14 protein-coding genes are annotated in these 16,072 nt (G+C 63.5%); 10 read left to right on the forward strand and 4 right to left on the reverse strand.

Annotated elements, in window-relative coordinates:
• Positions 1–16: 16 nt before the first annotated feature.
• Positions 17–1,021, reverse strand: coding sequence for an ABC transporter substrate-binding protein (locus JQ624_RS11185; RefSeq protein WP_212418931.1), 1,005 nt, complete (start codon positions 1,019–1,021; stop codon positions 17–19).
• A gap of 98 nt (positions 1,022–1,119) precedes the next feature.
• Between JQ624_RS11185 and JQ624_RS11190 the strand changes: the two genes are divergently transcribed.
• From JQ624_RS11190 to JQ624_RS11215, 6 genes are all read left to right on the forward strand, one after another.
• A complete protein-coding gene (locus JQ624_RS11190) occupies positions 1,120–1,767 on the forward strand; it encodes a TetR/AcrR family transcriptional regulator (protein ID WP_212418932.1) in 648 nt (215 codons plus the stop codon).
• Positions 1,768–1,853: 86 nt separating this feature from the next.
• Positions 1,854–2,624: an ABC transporter permease gene (locus JQ624_RS11195; RefSeq protein WP_212418933.1), complete on the forward strand. Its 771-nt coding sequence runs from the start codon at positions 1,854–1,856 to the stop codon at positions 2,622–2,624.
• Positions 2,625–2,641: 17 nt separating this feature from the next.
• Positions 2,642–3,679, forward strand: coding sequence for an NAD(P)-dependent oxidoreductase (locus JQ624_RS11200; protein ID WP_212418934.1), 1,038 nt, complete (start codon positions 2,642–2,644; stop codon positions 3,677–3,679).
• Positions 3,666–4,490: a GNAT family N-acetyltransferase gene (locus JQ624_RS11205; RefSeq protein WP_212418935.1), complete on the forward strand. Its 825-nt coding sequence runs from the start codon at positions 3,666–3,668 to the stop codon at positions 4,488–4,490. Before JQ624_RS11200 ends, JQ624_RS11205 begins: the two co-directional genes overlap by 14 nt.
• Positions 4,491–4,501: 11 nt before the next feature.
• A complete protein-coding gene (locus JQ624_RS11210; RefSeq protein WP_212418936.1) occupies positions 4,502–5,557 on the forward strand; it encodes a dihydrodipicolinate synthase family protein in 1,056 nt (351 codons plus the stop codon).
• Positions 5,545–6,333: an ABC transporter ATP-binding protein gene (locus JQ624_RS11215; protein ID WP_212418937.1), complete on the forward strand. Its 789-nt coding sequence runs from the start codon at positions 5,545–5,547 to the stop codon at positions 6,331–6,333. Before JQ624_RS11210 ends, JQ624_RS11215 begins: the two co-directional genes overlap by 13 nt.
• Positions 6,334–6,338: 5 nt before the next feature.
• Here JQ624_RS11215 and JQ624_RS11220 read toward each other — a convergent pair whose 3' ends face one another.
• The 3 genes from JQ624_RS11220 to JQ624_RS11230 are packed head-to-tail and all read right to left on the reverse strand — an operon-like array spanning position 6,339 to position 10,292.
• On the reverse strand, positions 6,339–7,442 hold the full coding sequence (locus JQ624_RS11220; protein ID WP_212418938.1) for an ABC transporter ATP-binding protein: 1,104 nt from the start codon (positions 7,440–7,442) through the stop codon (positions 6,339–6,341).
• A 28-nt stretch (positions 7,443–7,470) separates the two neighbouring features.
• Positions 7,471–8,505, reverse strand: coding sequence for an ABC transporter substrate-binding protein (locus JQ624_RS11225; RefSeq protein WP_212418939.1), 1,035 nt, complete (start codon positions 8,503–8,505; stop codon positions 7,471–7,473).
• A gap of 23 nt (positions 8,506–8,528) precedes the next feature.
• Entirely contained in the window at positions 8,529–10,292 is a 1,764-nt protein-coding gene (locus tag JQ624_RS11230; RefSeq protein WP_249129700.1) for an iron ABC transporter permease, read from the reverse strand.
• Positions 10,293–10,546: 254 nt separating this feature from the next.
• On the opposite strand from JQ624_RS11230, the gene JQ624_RS11235 reads away from it, so the two are divergent.
• From JQ624_RS11235 to JQ624_RS11250, 4 genes are all read left to right on the forward strand, one after another.
• Complete coding sequence (locus tag JQ624_RS11235; protein WP_212418940.1) at positions 10,547–11,941, forward strand: MFS transporter; 1,395 nt, start codon at positions 10,547–10,549, stop codon at positions 11,939–11,941.
• A gap of 153 nt (positions 11,942–12,094) precedes the next feature.
• On the forward strand, positions 12,095–12,544 hold the full coding sequence (locus JQ624_RS11240) for a (2Fe-2S)-binding protein (RefSeq protein ID WP_212418941.1): 450 nt from the start codon (positions 12,095–12,097) through the stop codon (positions 12,542–12,544).
• 10 nt (positions 12,545–12,554) lie between these two features.
• Positions 12,555–14,741, forward strand: a complete 2,187-nt coding sequence (locus JQ624_RS11245) for a xanthine dehydrogenase family protein molybdopterin-binding subunit (protein ID WP_212418942.1) — start codon at positions 12,555–12,557, stop codon at positions 14,739–14,741.
• 54 nt (positions 14,742–14,795) lie between these two features.
• Positions 14,796–16,070, forward strand: coding sequence for an NAD(P)/FAD-dependent oxidoreductase (locus JQ624_RS11250; RefSeq protein WP_212418943.1), 1,275 nt, complete (start codon positions 14,796–14,798; stop codon positions 16,068–16,070).
• Positions 16,071–16,072: the final 2 nt, after the last annotated feature.

Below are 16,072 nucleotides of genomic sequence, written 5' to 3' on the forward strand. Positions count from 1 at the left end.
AGGAAGCTACGCCCCCCTACTTCTTCACCTTGCTGGCATCCATCTTGATCGACGTATCCAGCATCTTGACCGAAAACGCGGTGTTCACGTCAAACGGCTTCTCCATGCCGAGATAGGTCTGCACCAGCTCGTAGTCCTTCTTCATACGCTCGGCGTCGATCCAGCCCAGGGCCTTGGTCGTCGTAAATTCGTCGGTCATCAGGAACTTGATGCGCTCCCACTGACGCTGCTGATTTTCCTTGTCGAGACCGGAGGCCTGGTCGAGCAGCGCCTTAAGGCACGGCGCGACGTCGGCGACGCAGGCGGCGTAGGCCTTCTGGCTGATCTTGACGAACTCCTCGACCAGTTTCGGGTTCTTAGCCAGGTAGGCGCCGTTGACGATCAGCGAGTTGCCATAGGGGTTCAGCCCGATGTCCTTCCAGTTGACGTAGCCGAGGTCGGCGCCGAACTCGATCACCTTCAGATCGTGCTCATTGTAGAAATCGCTGATAATATCGACGGTGTGGCTCTTCAGCGCCGCGATCTTGGCGGTCGGGCCGACATTGACGAAATTCACAGAGTCGGGCGCAATACCGGCAGCCTTGGCAAAGGCCGGCCACATCACCCGCGACGCATCGCCCGGCGGATTGCCGATCTTGTGGTTCGGAAAGTCCTTCGGACCGTTCACGCCGTAGCTCTTCAGCCAGTAGAAGGTCTGCCCGGTATTGGCGTAGATACTCATCAGCGCCACCACGTCGGCGCCCTTGCTCTTGGCCACCAGCATGGTCGCGAGGTCGGCGATGCCGAACGGCGAGCCGCCGGAGCCGACCTTCAGCGAGGAGACGCCGGAGCCCTTGCCGACCTCGATCGTGAGATCGATGCCGGCCTTCTCGTACCAGCCTTGCGACTTGGCGTAATAGAACGCCGAATGATCCGCCGTCGGCGTCCAGTTCAGGATCAGGTTGACGGCCTCGGCGGCCCCGCAGGGCACAGCCGGCATGGCAAGCGCAAGCGCCAGTCCCGCAATTCGCAACCCCTTCATGGCAACCCTCCTCGTTTGCAACCGATCTTGTCGCCGCACGCCGGTGACGCTACCAATGCAACAAGGGACCAGACGACTTGTCAACTATTTGGTTGGAAATGCCCAAAAAACGCTCTGACAATACCAGGCCGCAGCGGCGCGATCCGGCCGCCACCCGCAGGAAACTGCTGACGGCGGCGCGGCGCGAATTCGCCAGCAGCGGCCTTGCCGGGGCCCGGGTCGACGAGATCGCCGCGCGCGCGGGCGTCAACAAGCAGCTCGTCTATCACTATTTCGGGGACAAGGACGCGCTGTATCTGGCGGTGCTCGAATGGGTCTATGAGGAGATCCGCGCCCAGGAGCGCAAGCTCAACCTCGAGGGATTGCCGCCTGAACGGGCGATCAAGAAGCTGATCGAGAGTTCCTTCGACCATCTCGCCGCGCATCCCGACTTCATCGTGCTGCTGAACGACGAAAACCGCGGCGGCGCCCGCCATGTGCGTGGCTCGCGGAAACTGGAGGCGATGCATTCGCCGCTGGTCAGCCTGGTTTCGACTATTCTCGGCGAGGGCGTGAAGGCCGGCATATTCCGTAAAGGTATCAACCCGGTGCACCTCTATATCTCGATCGCCGGGCTCAGCTATTTCTACTTCTCGAACACGCCGACGCTGTCGGCGATCTTCGGCAAGGACCTGTCGAGCCGGGCCGCGCGGCAGGCCCGCCGCAAGCACGTGGTCGACCTGGTGATGCATTCGCTGCGGCCCTAATCAACCAAATGGTTGATTACCGGGAGAGGCCGCGATAGATTGCCGCCACGCGACCGGGAACCGGGTGCGGACCAAGGGAGTGTGCGGTGTTCAGCGGTGACGGCGGATCAGCACGGTCTTTCGCGATCATCCTGATCGTGCATCTGGCCGTGATCGTGCTGTGGCAGGTTCTGGTCGACGCCTTCCAGGTGCCGAAATTCATCCTGCCCTCGCCGCTCGCCACTGTCGCAACGCTCGGGTCGCCCAACTATGCGTGGCTGTCCAATCTCGCGGTGACGGCCGTCGAAATTCTGGGCGGGTTCTGCCTTGGCGCGCTGGTCGGCATCGTGCTGGCGGTGATGTTCACCTGGTCGCCGCTGATCAGTCTGTTGCTGCTGCCGCTGTTCGTGACGCTGAACATGATTCCGAAAGTGGCGCTGGGTCCGCTGTTCATCGTCTGGTTTTCCTACGGTATCTTTCCAAACATCCTGATCGCGTTTTCCATCTGCTTCTTTCCGATCCTGCTGACGACCGCACGCGGATTGAGCGAGGTGGAACCTGATTTGCTGGATCTGGTGAAATCGCTGCGCGGCTCGCGCTGGACGCTGTTTCGGAAAATCCAGTTGCCGGGCGCGCTGCCTTACGTGTTTTCCGGAATGAAGGTCGGCGCGATCCTGGCGGTGGCCGGCGCCATCGTAGGCGAGTTCATCGCCTCGGAGCGGGGGCTCGGCTATCTCATGATCCAGGTGCAGTCCTCGCTCGATACGCCGGCGATGGTGATGGCCGTCGTGCTCCTGACACTGCTGGGCGTGGCACTGTACGGCCTCGTGCTTGGCTTAGAGCGGATGTTCGTCGTCCGGGACATCCGGCTGCAATAAGAATACGGGGAAGAAACATGCTGTTGACGCGCGAAAGCCTGCCGCAGACGATTTCGGATATCGCAGCGCTCGACGAACTGCTGTGCCGCCCGAGCCAGGCGCTGATCGACGATCTCCGCAAAGTCGACGGCGACATCATGATCTTGGGCGTCGCCGGCAAGATGGGGCCGACGCTGGCGGGCCTTGCCAAGGCCGCCGTGCCGGAGCGCCGCGTCATCGGCGTCGCCCGCTTCAGCGATCCCGCCGTCAAGGACTGGCTGCAGGGGCGCGGCGTCGAGACCATCAATTGCGACCTGCTTGATGAGACCGCAATCAGGGCGCTGCCGAAGATTCCGAACATCGTGTTCATGGCCGGGCGCAAGTTCGGCGCCGAGGGCGATCTGTCGCTGACCTGGGCGATGAATTCGCACGTCCCTGCCCTGGTGGCGCAGGCCTTTGCCACGTCGCGCATCGTCGCATTCTCGACCGGCTGCGTCTATCCGTTCGTGCCCGTCAACGGCAACGGCTCGGACGAGGATATGGCGCCCAATCCGCCCGGCGAGTATGCGCAATCCTGCGTCGGGCGCGAGCGCATGTTCGAGTATTTCTCGCGGAAGTATTCGACGCCCGGACGGCTGTTCCGGCTCAACTACGCGATCGACATGCGCTACGGCGTGCTCCACGACATCGCAAGCAAGGTCCTCCAAGGCAAGCCGATCGACGTCAGCCTCGGCCATGTCAATTTTATCTGGCAGGGCGATGCTTCCGCGCAGGCGCTACGCTGTCTGGCGCATTGCGAGACGCCGACCTCGCCGATCAATGTCAGCGGCCACGAAATTCTGGCCGTGCGCGACCTCGCCGCGAAATTCGGCCAGCGGTTCGGCCGCGCGCCCGTGATCGTCGGCAAGGAAGAGCCGACGGCATGGCTGACCAATACCTCGCAGGCGGTCAAATTGTTCGGCCTGCCGATCGTGGACACCGAGCAGCTTTTCAGTTGGACCGCCGACTGGGTGTCGCGATCGATGCCGAGTCTTGGCAAGCCCACCAAGTATGAGGTGCGCGATGGCCGCTACTGAGCCCATCGACATCGTTGAGCTCGGCGTCGGCGATGCGCAGGCCGGACTGGTGCTGTCGACCGAAGCGGGCTGGAACCAGAACGAGGCCGACTGGCGATTTTTCCTGAGCAAGGGAATTGTGTTCGGTATGCGCGAGGGGGACAGGTTGGTGGCCACCGCTGCCCTGCTGCCCTACTCGGCGGGCAATGCCTGGATCAGCATGGTGCTGGTGACCGCGGATTTCCGCCGCCGCGGCATTGCGACGAAGCTCGTTGATGCCTGTCTCCGCGTGGCTGCACGGCGCGGCCTCACGACCTGGCTGGACGCGACACCCGCCGGCGCCGCTGTCTACGGCCGGCTCGGCTTCACGCCGACGCTGCAACTGAGACGGCTGCGGCTGCAGAAGCCGCAAGGCACCACGGCCACACGCCCACTATCGGCCGGCAACCCAGACGGCTTGGCCGCACGCGATGGCAGCGCCATGGGATTCGACCGCAGCACATTGCTGTTGGAATTTTCCGCGCGCCCGGGCTCTCGCATCGCGTCTGATGATCGAGCCATAGCCCTCATCCGCAATGGACGCACCGCGCGTCATATCGGTCCGCTGCTGGCCGATCGCGCCGATCAGGCGCTGGCGCTGGTAGATGCCATCGTCCACTCGGAGACCGGGCCCTGGCTGATCGACGCCGTCCATTCTCAGGAAGTGTTTCTGAACGGGCTTGTTCAGTCAGGCTGGAACATCGAGCGGCCGTTTCAGCGCATGCGCTTCGGCCCCGCGACCGTATCGCCGGCGCAACTGCCGTTTGTCGTCGCCGGCCCGGAATTTGGATAGGAAGTACCGTCATGCACCAGAGCGAAATCAAAGCCGACATCCGCGAGCTGATCGCCGACGGCACGGTGCTCCCGGCGCATCCGCTGGCGCTCGACGCCAACCGTGCGCTCGATGTCCGTCATCAGCGGGCGCTAACGCGCTATTATCTCGACGCCGGCGCCGGGGGATTGGCGGTCGGCGTGCACACCACGCAATTCGCGATCCGCGACGTCGGTCTCTACCGGCCAGTGCTGGAGCTGGCGGCGGAGACCGCGGCTTCATGGACCAAGCGGCCGGTCGCGATGGTCGCGGGGCTGGCCGGTCCGACCCGGCAAGCCGTTGCGGAAGCGCAGACCGCGTGCGGCATCGGCTATCACGCCGGCCTGCTCAGCCTTGCCGCGATGAAATCGGCGTCCGAGGACGAGATCATCGCGCATTGCGAAGCGGTGGCGCGCCAGATTCCGCTGGTCGGCTTCTACCTGCAGCCGGCGGTCGGCGGCGTCATCCTCAGCGCCGATTTCTGGCGCCGCTTCGCCTCCATCGACAACGTCATCGCCATCAAGATCGCACCGTTCAACCGCTACCGGACGCTCGACGTGCTGCGCGGCGTGGCGGCCGCCGGCGCGCTCGACCGCGTCGCGCTCTATACCGGCAATGACGACCACATCCTGCTCGATCTGATGCTGCCGTTCGACCTGCGCGACAACGGCGTCACCACCCGCGCCTATTTCAGGGGCGGCCTGCTGGGGCACTGGTCGGTATGGACCGCGAGCGCCATCAAGCAGTTCGAGATGTGCAAGGCCGCGCGCGGCAAGGACAGCCTGCCCGCCGATCTCTTGGCGCTCGATGCCCGCGTCACCGACTGCAACAGCGCGTTCTTCGACGTCGCCAATAATTTTCACGGCTGCATCGCCGGCTGCCATGAAATCCTCCGGCGACAAGGGTTGATGCTGGGGCTGTGGTGCCTCGATCCCGCCGAAGGGCTCAGCCCCGGCCAGATGCAACAGATCGACCGCGTCTGCCGCGAGCATGCCGACCTCTCCGACGACGCCTTTGTAAAGGCGAACTTGCAGAAATGGCTGGCATGAGCGCCGACGAACCCTTCATCAGCCTGCAGAACGTCCGCAAGGTCTATCGGTCCAAGGGCGCGGAGTTCCTCGCCGTCTCCGACGTCACCATGGACGTCAGGGAAGGCGAACTGGTCTCGCTGGTCGGCCCCTCCGGCTGCGGCAAGACCACCGTGCTGAAGATCCTGGCCGGGCTGCACGAGGCCGACGGCGGCACCATCAAAATCGGCAATTCGAAAACGCCGTTCGACCCCGCGCGCGATATCGGCATGGTGTTCCAGCAGGCCCTGCTGCTGAAATGGCGAACCATTTTGGACAACGTGCTGCTGCCGGCTGAAATCGTCGGCCTGCCGATGAAGGCCGCGCGGGCCCGCGCCCGCGATCTGCTCAATCTCGTCGGCCTCGCCGGTTATGAAGACAAATATCCGCAGCAATTATCCGGCGGCATGCAGCAGCGCACGGCGATCGCGCGCGCCTTCATCCACGATCCAAAACTGATCCTGATGGACGAGCCGTTCGGCGCGCTCGACGCGCTGACCCGCGAACAGATGAACCTCGAAATGCTGCGGATCTGGCGCGAAAGCGGCAAGACCATCCTGTTCGTGACGCACTCGATCCAGGAAGCGGTGTTTCTCGCCTCGCACTGCGCCGTGCTCACCGCAGGTCCGGCGCGGATGGCCGAATATTTCCCGATCGAGCTGCCGTTTCCGCGCGCGTTGCCGATCAAGACCACGGACGAGTTCGGTGCCTATGCGCGAAGAATTTACGCGAGCCTGGGATTGAGCCCAAGCGCCTGAGCCCACTAGTCAAATGCCACAGGTCCGGTATCGCGATAGGCCCAGCAACTCTCCCTCGGCAGTGAAACCTGGGTCTCGACACCCACCTGATGCCGGGCGGCGGTGCCGAGTTCGACCACCTCCAGCCGCCGGCCGAACAGTTCGATGCCATAGGCCGTCTGCGTGCCCTGATAGCGGCGGTCGAGGACGCGGGCGGGAAAAATGTTGGCGCCGTTATGCTGGCCGATGGTGATGTTTTCCGGCCGCAGCGCGATGCGTACCTTTTCCTCCGGGCCGAGTGAATGCAGCAAGGCCACCTCGCCGCGCCGCCCCTCGCCAAAATCGACCGTGCCGAATTCGCCGTTGCGCGACACCAGCGTGCCCGCGAGTTCGTTGGTCGCGCCGGTGAAATTGGCGACGAACAGATCCGCCGGGCGGTTATAGATCGCGTCCGGCGTATCCATCTGCAACAGCTTGCCCTCGCGCATCACGCCGATGCGGTCGCCGAGCACGACTGCTTCGGCCTGGTCATGGGTGACATACAGCGCGGTCATTCCGGTCTGCTTGAGGATCACGCGAAGATCGTCGCGCAGCCGCAGGCGCAGCTTGGCATCGAGGTTCGACAAGGGCTCGTCGAGCAGCAGCAATTGCGGCCGATAGACGATGCTGCGCGCCAGCGCCACCCTCTGCATCTGGCCGCCGGACAATGCGACCACCGGCCGTTCGGCATATTCCGACAGCCCGACCAGTTCGAGCGCCTCGTCGACCTTGCGGCGGGCGTCGTTGCGCGAAAGTTTCCGGTGCTTGAGCGGATAAACCACGTTCTGCCGCACCGTCATATGCGGCCAGACCGCATAGGATTGAAACACCATGCCAAGCTCACGCAGGCGCGGCGGCACCAGAATGCCGCGTTCGGGCGACGACACGACCCTGCCGGCAATGCTGATTTCACCCGATGTCGGGTGCTCCAGCCCGGCGACGCAGCGCAGCGTCGTGGTTTTGCCGCAGCCGGAGGGGCCGAGCAGGACCACGATCTCGCCGGCCGGCACGGCAAAACTGACACCGTCGATCGCCGGTCGGCCGATCGAAAACTGCTTGCGCAGGTCAGTAACTTCGAGGATTGCCGTCATGAACGCACTTTCTTCATACGCCGATCGCTCACTGCCGGTAACCGAAGGTCTTGTCCCACTCCGCAACCCAGGCCGAGTGCAGTTTTATGTACTCGTCAAACTTTGGATACCAGACCTTGACGACCTTCGGATCAAAGCCTTCGGGATAGACCGGCGGTTCCTTCAGCGAGGTAAGATTGCCGAGTTCCTTGATCATGAAGGTCTGCCCCTCTTTCGACAGGCACCAGTTCAGGAACAGCTTTGCTGCATTGGGATGCGCCGCGGTCTTCGGAATGCCGGTTGCATAGGGATTGACCGGTGCGCCCTCTGGCGGGAAGAAAATCTGGATCGGCGCGCCGTCCTTCTGCTTTGGATAGATCGCGTTGTAGAGCAAAGGCCCCATCGCCACCTCCCCGCGCACCAGCGAGTCCGACATCGGCGCGCCCGAGGGATAGAGGATCGGATGGGTCGAAGCCTGCTTGCCCCAGTACTCCTCACCGAGAACCTGCCGTTCGAACATGATGCGGGTCCAGGTGGTGCCGCCGGACTGGGCAAATACCTGCCCGGTCATCTTGTCATACTGCGGCTTGGTCAGGTCCATCCAGGATTTCGGCGGATCCTTCACCAGTTCGGTATTGTAGGCGATCGACCAGACCAGCGTGACCCGCGGCCACAACTTCGGTGAAATCTGCGCTTCTGGATTGTAATCAGCCGCATTCGGCGGCGCGTAGTCCTGGAACATGTCGGCCAGCGGCAGCATCAGCGCTCGGTCGGAATGATCGACCACGTCGGCGATCAGCTTGCCCGCGGCAGCTTCCGTCTTCACGCGCGTGATGAGCTGGCCGCCCGGCGCGCGCACCATCTCGATCTTGATCTCGGGGAAACGCTTGTTGAAGGCCTTGATGACCTGCTGTTCGACCTCGGCGAAATTCGCGGTGTAATACACCAGCTTGCCCTCGGCCTTCGCCGCCGCGATCAGTTCGGGCGAACCGAATTCCTGCGCCCGCGCCGCTCCGCTCCATGTAAACGCCAGCGCTGCGATGCCGGCGCTGGCGACAATGTTGGTGAAGATCTTTCCAGTCATAGCCAATCCTCCCGTTCGTCTTGTTATCCGGTTCGGGCGACACTGCTCTGCGCCGCGCCGCGCGACAGCCAATTGGCGCCACCGATGAGAACACCGAGCAGAACGGTTTGCACCAGGCTGAACGCTGCGGTCTTTCCGAGGTTGCCGCCTTCGTAATAGTCGAGCAACAGCACCGACATCACCATGGTGTTGCTGGTGTAGAGAAACAGCGACGAGCCGAGCTCACGGATCGCCAGCACGAACAACAGCGTCATCGAGGCGATCACGCCCGGCCGCGCCAAGGGCAGTACGATCGTCCTGATGGTGCCGAGCACGCCCTTGCCGCAGACCCAGGCCGCCTCCTCTAGCTCGCGATGAATCTGCAGGAACGAGGTCGACAACGCCTTGACCGTATCCGGCATGAAGCGCGCGATGAACGCCAGCGCCAGAATCCAGATCGTGCCGTAGAGACCGCCTGGAATGCCGATCCATGCCCAGAGATAGGCGACGCCGACCACGAGGCCGGGAATCGCAACGGGTACGGTCGAAATCAGATCGATCCAGCGCCGGCCTGTCACCTGGGTACGGTGAATGGTGTAACCGATTGCGAAGGCAAGCGCGCCGCCGACCACGGCGGTGGTGACCCCGACCTCGACCGCGTTGTAGATCGAGCGCATGGTCAGCGGATTGTCGAAGATGCTGTAAAAATGCATCAGCGAATATTGCCTGATATCGAACAGGCTCGCAGCATCCCGGATGAACATGAATTTTCGAAATGCCGCGACGATCAGCGCAAGCGTCGGCAGAAGCACGACAACGAAGAGATAGACAATGCCAAGGCCGAAGGTGAACCAGCGCCAGCGCCCGAGATCCAGGCTGCGCGGACGGAACGCCTTGCCGGCGACGGTGGTGTAGCTGCGGCCGCTCAGCACTTTCTGCTGCAGGAACACGAGAAGGCCGGTAACCACCATCAGAATGATCGCAACCGCTGCGGCCGTGTTGTAAAGCGGCGGCGACCAGTTCGTGAGCTTGAAAATATAGGTGGTTAGCACCGCAAGATTGGTCGGCGCGCCCAGTACCGCCGGAATGCCGTAGATGCCGAGCATGACGATGAACGACAGCAACATGCCCGAGACGATCGCCGGCATGATCAGCGGAAACGTCACCGTGAACAGTGTCGCGAACGCGCTGGCGCCCGAAATCTCCGCGGCCTCCTCCAGACTCGGATCCATGTTGCGCAGCGCTGAAGCGGTGAACATGTAAACATAGGGCGCGTAGTAAATGCCGAACACGAACACCAGGCCCCACATCGAATAGAAATCGACGCGCCAGTCCAGGCCGATCCATTTGAACATGGTGTTGATCAGGCCGGTCTTCGGCGATCCCAAAATCGCCCATGCAACTCCGGCAACCAAAGGCGGCGCAAACAACGGCAGGATACTGGCTGCCGCGATGAATCCCTTGAACGGCGTATTGGTGCGGACGACGATCCAGGAGAACAACAATCCGATCACAACCGCGATCAAAGTGCCACCGCCGCAGGCGATCAGCGTATTCGCCAGCGCCTCGGCGACATTCGGGTTCGCCAGCACGGTGAGGAAGTTGGTGACCGAGAGGTGACGGAGCGAGATGCCCTCGACCACCGGATTGGTGTCGGTGAGCGCGCCGAGCAGCAGCATCAGGATCGGATAGATGACCAGAAAGCCGAGGATCGCCAGCAGGAGCGTGACCCACAGGCCGGCCCACGCGCGCTGCCCCTCACTGGCGCTACGCATGATCTCGCCGCGCCGGCTCGTCTGTCCGTTCAACGCGCTTCCCCTCGAAGGCCGACCGTCTTTTTATGGAATTGCGGTCGCTGTGCGCGGCAAGCCTAGTCGATCGCGCGGCGGGCGGGAAGGTATCCGAAAGTCGGCGCGTGGATATGGCGCGGAAGGTGCTTTTTTCCGACACCGGCCGCCCCTTCGCATACGCATCATGCAGCGGTGTGCCTGTGGCTTGTGTCGCGTCCGTAGTACACGCCGCGGAGGGCGCGACCGCCCCCCGGCGTGGAGAGCCCGATCTAATGTCACTGGATGCAACCGCAAAGCCGCCCACCCCCGCGCCAATCGACGGCTTGCCCCCGGAACTCCGGCGCTGGGCGGTCGCGGCGATCTTTACCGCGCTGGCGCTGGCCTCACTGGATACGGCGATCGCCAACGTTGCCCTTCCCGCCATTGCCGCCGACCTCCATGTCAGCCCGGCCGACGTGGTCTGGGTGGTCAACATTTATCAGATCGCGCTGGTTGCGACGCTGCTGCCGCTCGGCGCGCTCGGCGAAATCGTCGGCCACCAGCGGATCTATCTCGGCGGCCTGTTGCTGTTCACGCTGGCCTCGCTCGGTTGCGCCTTGGCATGGTCGCTGCCCAGCCTGACGGCGGCGCGGGCCCTGCAAGGGTTGGGCGCTAGCGGCATCATGAGCGTGAACGCGGCGCTGGTCCGTTTCGTCTACCCGACCCACATGCTGGGCCGCGGCTTCGGCCACAACGCGCTGGTGGTCGGAACGGCTTTCACGTTCGGGCCGACCATTGCCTCAGCGATCCTTGCGATCGGAACATGGCCGTGGCTGTTCGCGATCAACATTCCCTTCGGCGTGATCGCAATCTGGATCGGCCTGAAGACCTTGCCGAAAACGCCGCGCGCGAAGCACGCGTTCGATTTTGCGAGTGCAGCGCTAACTGCAAGCTGCCTCGGGCTCTTCATTGTCGGCATCGGCAGCGCGGCACATCAGGCGCCACCCGCGCTGGTCGGACTGGCGCTTGGCGCTGCATTGCTGCTCGGCTGGATCATGACCCGCAGAGATGCGGACCATCCGGCGCCGATGTTGCCGATCGATCTGTTCCGGCTGCCGATGTTCGCGCTGTCGGCGGCCACGTCGGTTTGTTCATTCGCGGTGCAGGGACTGGCCTTCGTCTCGCTGCCCTTCTACTTCCAGGACGTGCTGCACCGTTCCCAGGTGGAGACCGGCTTCTTCATGACGCCCTGGCCGCTGGTGGTGGCGATCATGGCGCCGATCGGAGGCCGGCTGTCCGACCGCTATCCCGTCGGCATCCTCGGCGGCATCGGTCTGGTGCTGCTCGGCATCGGCATGGCGCTGCTGGCGACGCTGCCACCGGACCCCGGCATCGCCAACATCGTCTGGCGCACCGTGATTTGCGGGATCGGATTCGGCTTCTTTCAAACGCCCAATCTGCGGGCGCTGATGTCGAGCGCTCCGCCGCATCGCAGTGGAAGCGCGAGCGGCATCGTCGCGACCGCCCGCCTGACCGGACAGACGCTCGGCGCTGCGCTGGCAGCCCTGTGTTTTGCCCTCGCCGGTCACGACGGTGCGACGGTGGCGTTGATGCTCGGTGCCGGGTTCGCCGCGCTTGGGAGCCTGATGAGCTTCCTGCGCCTGGCTGTGAGTGCAGAACGGACATGACAGCCATGCAAGGGCGCGTGCCCACGCAACACCGGCCGATCAGATTTCATCCGGCTCGTAAGCACGCATTTTCTTGATTTGAACTATCGCAAGTTGCACGCCATCTTCCCGCGCGCAGCTCACTCGGTGGATTGAGCGAACAGGGGATAAGCGATGGCAAACCTCACAATCAACGGCAAGACAATCAGCGTGGACGTCGAAGACGACACGCCGCTGCTTTGGGCGATCCGGGAGAACGTCGGACTGACCGGCACCAAATATGGATGCGGCATTGCACAATGCGGCGCCTGCACCGTGCATGTCGACGGGGTCGCAATGCGCGCCTGCGGCGTCACGGTCAGCGAAGCCGTCGGCAAGCAGATCACCACGATCGAGGGACTCGCCAGCAATGGCGCGCTGCACAAGGTGCAGCAGGCCTGGGTGGCCAACGACGTGCCGCAATGCGGCTATTGCCAGAGCGGCATGATCATGGCGGTCGCAGCCCTTCTCAAGGAGAAGCCGAAGCCGACCGACCAGGACATCAACGAGGCCATCACCAATATCTGCCGATGCGGGACCTTCCAGCAGGTCCGCGAGGCGATCCACGCCGCCGCGAACGCTTGAGGGGGAAGCCATGAACAAGCACGTCATGCCCAAACTTACTCGCCGCGGCTTCGTGATCGGCACCGCTGCTGCCGGCGCCGGCCTCGCCATCGGCCTCGATATTCCCTTCGGCGGACCGACGGTCGTCCGAGCCGCCGACGGCTCGCCCGAGGTCAATGTCTGGGTGGTGATCCGCCCCGACGACACGACCGTGATTCGCATTGCCCGCTCGGAGATGGGCCAAGGCACCCTCACCGGCCTCGCCCAGCTTGTCGCCGAAGAACTCGAATGCGACTGGTCGAAGGTCGTCACCGAGTATCCGACCCCCGGTCAAAGTGTCGCACGCAAGCGCCCCTGGGGCGACTTCTCGACCGGGGGCAGCCGCGGCATTCGCACCAGCCAGGAGTATGTCCGCAAGGGCGGCGCCACCGCGCGGGTGATGCTGATCCAGGCCGCCGCCAACGAGTGGAAGGTGCCTGCCTCGGAATGCACCGCCGCCAACAGCGTCATCACCCACACGCCGTCGGGCAAGACCACGACCTACGGCAAGGTGGTTGAAGCCGCCGCCAAGCTCGAACCGCCGGCGGATGTCAAGCTGAAGGATCCCAAGGACTGGAAGATCGCCGGCAAGGGCGTCAAGCGGCTCGATACGCTCGACAAGACCACCGGCGCGATGATCTACGGCGCCGACGTCAAGCTGCCCGGCATGCTCAACGCCGCGATCAAGGATTGCCCCGTGTTCGGCGGCAAGCTGAAGAGCTACGACGAAGCCAAAGTCATGGGCATGAAGGGCGTCAAGAAGGTCGTGCGTGTCAATGACAGCACTGTCGCCGTCGTCGCCGATACCTGGTGGCACGCCAAAACCGCGCTCGATGCGCTGCCGATCGTCTGGGACGAAGGCGAGAACGCCAAAGTCTCCAGCGAGTCGATCGCCAAATGGCTGGCCGAAGGCCTCGACAATGCGCAGCCGGCTTACATCGGCAACCAGAACGGCGATGCCAAGGCCGCGATTGCCTCTGCCGCCAAGAAGGTCGAAGCGGTCTACAACTATCCCTACCAGAACCATGCGACCATGGAGCCGATGAACGCCACGGCGCTCTATACACCGGACAAATGCGAGGTCTGGTGCGGTACACAGAACGGCGAAGCGGCATTTGCAGCCGCAATAGAAGCGTCGGGACTGCCGGCCGAAAAATGCGAGGTGCACAAGCTCATTCTCGGCGGCGGCTTCGGCCGGCGCGGCATGACGGATTATGTCCGGCAGGCTGTCATCATCGCCAAGCAGATGCCGGGCACGCCGGTCAAGCTGCTGTGGTCGCGCGAAGAGGACATGGCGCAAGGCAAGTTTCATCCGGTGACGCAATGCAAAATGACCGGGGCCTTCGATGCCGACAACAATCTCACCGCGCTGCACGTCAGATTGTCCGGCCAATCGATCCTGTACACGGTGCGTCCGGGTGCGCTCGTGAACGGCATGGATACGGCTGCGTTTCAGGGCCTGAGTCCTTCCGGCGACGCGGCGATCGGCTACTCCGTGCCGAACCTGCTGGTCGAGCATTCCATGCGCAATCCCCACGTTCCGCCGGGCTTCTGGCGCGGCGTCAACGTCAATCAGAATGCGATCTATATGGAATGCTTCATGGATGAACTGGCGCAGTCGGTCGGCCAGGATCCGGTGGAATTCCGCCGCAAGCTGATGAGCAAGCATCCGAAGCATCTTGCCGTGCTCAACGCCGTGGCCGAGAAGATCGGCTGGGGCAAGCCCGCGCCGCAAGGCGTCTATCGCGGGATTGCGCAGGTGATGGGCTATGGCAGCTATGTCGCGGGTGCCGCCGAGATCTCCGTCACCGACGGCAGCAAGATCAAGGTGCATCGCATCATCGCTTCGACCGATCCCGGCTACATCGTCAATCCGGCGCAGGTCGAGCGGCAGATCGCGGGCTCCTTTGTCTATGGCCTGTCCGCGCTGTTCTACGGCGGCTGCACGGTGAAGGACGGCAAGATCGAGCAGACCAACTTCGACACCTACAATTCGATGCGGATTGCCGAGATGCCGAAGGTGGAATGCGTCATGGTGCCGAGCGGCGGCTTCTGGGGCGGCGTTGGCGAGCCGACCATCGGCGTCGCCGCGCCCGCGGTGCTCAACGCCTATTTCGCGGCCACCGGCAAACGCATCCGTTCGGTGCCGCTGAAGGACCAGAACATCACGTTTGCCTGACAATAGGGGCGGCGGCCTCACTCCGGTCGCCGCCCCCTTTTCCGGATTGCAGCCATGCATGCCACGCGCCCGATGACGCGCAGGGATGTCGCTCGCGGCATCGCCGCGGCTACGGCGGCCGCCACTCTACCCTGCCCGGCATTGGCGCAAGGCGCGGCGCATGTCGTCGTGATAGGCGGTGGATTCGGCGGCGCGAACTGCGCGAAAGCGCTGCGGCAGCTCGATCCAAAACTTCAAGTGAGCTTGATCGAGCCAAATCAAACCTTTACCGCCTGCCCGTTCAGCAACGAGGTGATCGCGGGCATGCGGGAATTGCCGGCGCAGCAATTCAGCTATGACAGGATTGCTGCAGGCGGCGTGACCGTCATTCCACAAGCCGCGGCGAAGGTCGATCCGCAGACGCGCAGCATCGCGCTGGCCGATGGCAATTCGCTCGCCTACGACCGCCTCGTGCTGTCGCCCGGCATCGACCTGCGATTTGATGCCCTGCCCGGCTATGACGAAGCCACCTCGGCCAAAATGCCCCATGCGTGGAAGGCGGGCGAACAGACGATGCTGCTGCGCAGACAGATCGAAGCCATGCAGGATGGCGGGACGGTCGTGATCACCGTGCCCGCGGCTCCCTTGCGCTGTCCGCCCGCGCCCTACGAGCGCGCCAGCCTCATCGCGCATTATCTGAAAACGCGAAAGCCGCGTTCGAAGGTCTTGATCCTCGATGCGAAGGACGGTTTTTCGCAGCAAAGGCTGTTCGAGGCCGCGTGGAAGGAGCTTTATCCCGGCATGATCGAGCGGATCGCGCTCTCACAAGGCGGAAGAGTGACCTCGGTCGATCCCGCGACCAACACCATCATCACCGACTTCGGCAATTATGTCGCCGACGTCGCCAGCGTGATCCCGCCGCAGAAGGCCGGGCGCATCGCCGAGCTCGCTGGAGCCGCGGACACCACCGGCTGGTGCCCAATCGATCCCACGAGCTTTGCCTCGAAACTGGTGCCTAACATTCACGTCATCGGCGACGCCTGCATCGCCGGACAAATTCCGAAAGCGGCGTCGGCCGCCAGTGCGCAAGGCAAGGCTTGCGCGGCTGGCATCGTGGCCATGCTATCGGGCAAGGCGCCCGAGACGCCGCGGCTGAGCGGCGCCTGCTACAACACGGTCGCACCTGGCTATGCCTTCTCGCTGTCAGGCGTCTATCAGCCGAAGGACGGCCAGTTCGCCGAGGTCGAAGGTGCGACGAGTCCGGTCAACGCTTCGCGCGACATGCGCCAGCGCGAAGCGGAAGCTGCGGAAACCTGGTTCAGGACGATTACGGTGGAAACGTTTGGCTAGAT

It is taken from the genome of Bradyrhizobium sp. AUGA SZCCT0283 (assembly GCF_018130385.1).
Taxonomy (GTDB): domain Bacteria; phylum Pseudomonadota; class Alphaproteobacteria; order Rhizobiales; family Xanthobacteraceae; genus Bradyrhizobium.

Excerpts from the sequence above, each read along its gene's own strand:
- JQ624_RS11185 (WP_212418931.1), bottom strand. The coding sequence starts at position 1,021 with ATGAAGGGGTTGCGAATTGCGGGACTGGCGCTTGCGCTTGCCATGCCG.
- JQ624_RS11190 (WP_212418932.1), top strand. The coding sequence starts at position 1,120 with ATGCCCAAAAAACGCTCTGACAATACCAGGCCGCAGCGGCGCGATCCG.
- JQ624_RS11200 (WP_212418934.1), top strand. The coding sequence starts at position 2,642 with ATGCTGTTGACGCGCGAAAGCCTGCCGCAGACGATTTCGGATATCGCA.
- JQ624_RS11205 (WP_212418935.1), top strand. The coding sequence starts at position 3,666 with ATGGCCGCTACTGAGCCCATCGACATCGTTGAGCTCGGCGTCGGCGAT.
- JQ624_RS11210 (WP_212418936.1), top strand. The coding sequence starts at position 4,502 with ATGCACCAGAGCGAAATCAAAGCCGACATCCGCGAGCTGATCGCCGAC.
- JQ624_RS11215 (WP_212418937.1), top strand. The coding sequence starts at position 5,545 with ATGGCTGGCATGAGCGCCGACGAACCCTTCATCAGCCTGCAGAACGTC.
- JQ624_RS11220 (WP_212418938.1), bottom strand. The coding sequence starts at position 7,442 with ATGACGGCAATCCTCGAAGTTACTGACCTGCGCAAGCAGTTTTCGATC.
- JQ624_RS11225 (WP_212418939.1), bottom strand. The coding sequence starts at position 8,505 with ATGACTGGAAAGATCTTCACCAACATTGTCGCCAGCGCCGGCATCGCA.
- JQ624_RS11235 (WP_212418940.1), top strand. The coding sequence starts at position 10,547 with ATGTCACTGGATGCAACCGCAAAGCCGCCCACCCCCGCGCCAATCGAC.
- JQ624_RS11240 (WP_212418941.1), top strand. The coding sequence starts at position 12,095 with ATGGCAAACCTCACAATCAACGGCAAGACAATCAGCGTGGACGTCGAA.
- JQ624_RS11245 (WP_212418942.1), top strand. The coding sequence starts at position 12,555 with ATGAACAAGCACGTCATGCCCAAACTTACTCGCCGCGGCTTCGTGATC.
- JQ624_RS11250 (WP_212418943.1), top strand. The coding sequence starts at position 14,796 with ATGCATGCCACGCGCCCGATGACGCGCAGGGATGTCGCTCGCGGCATC.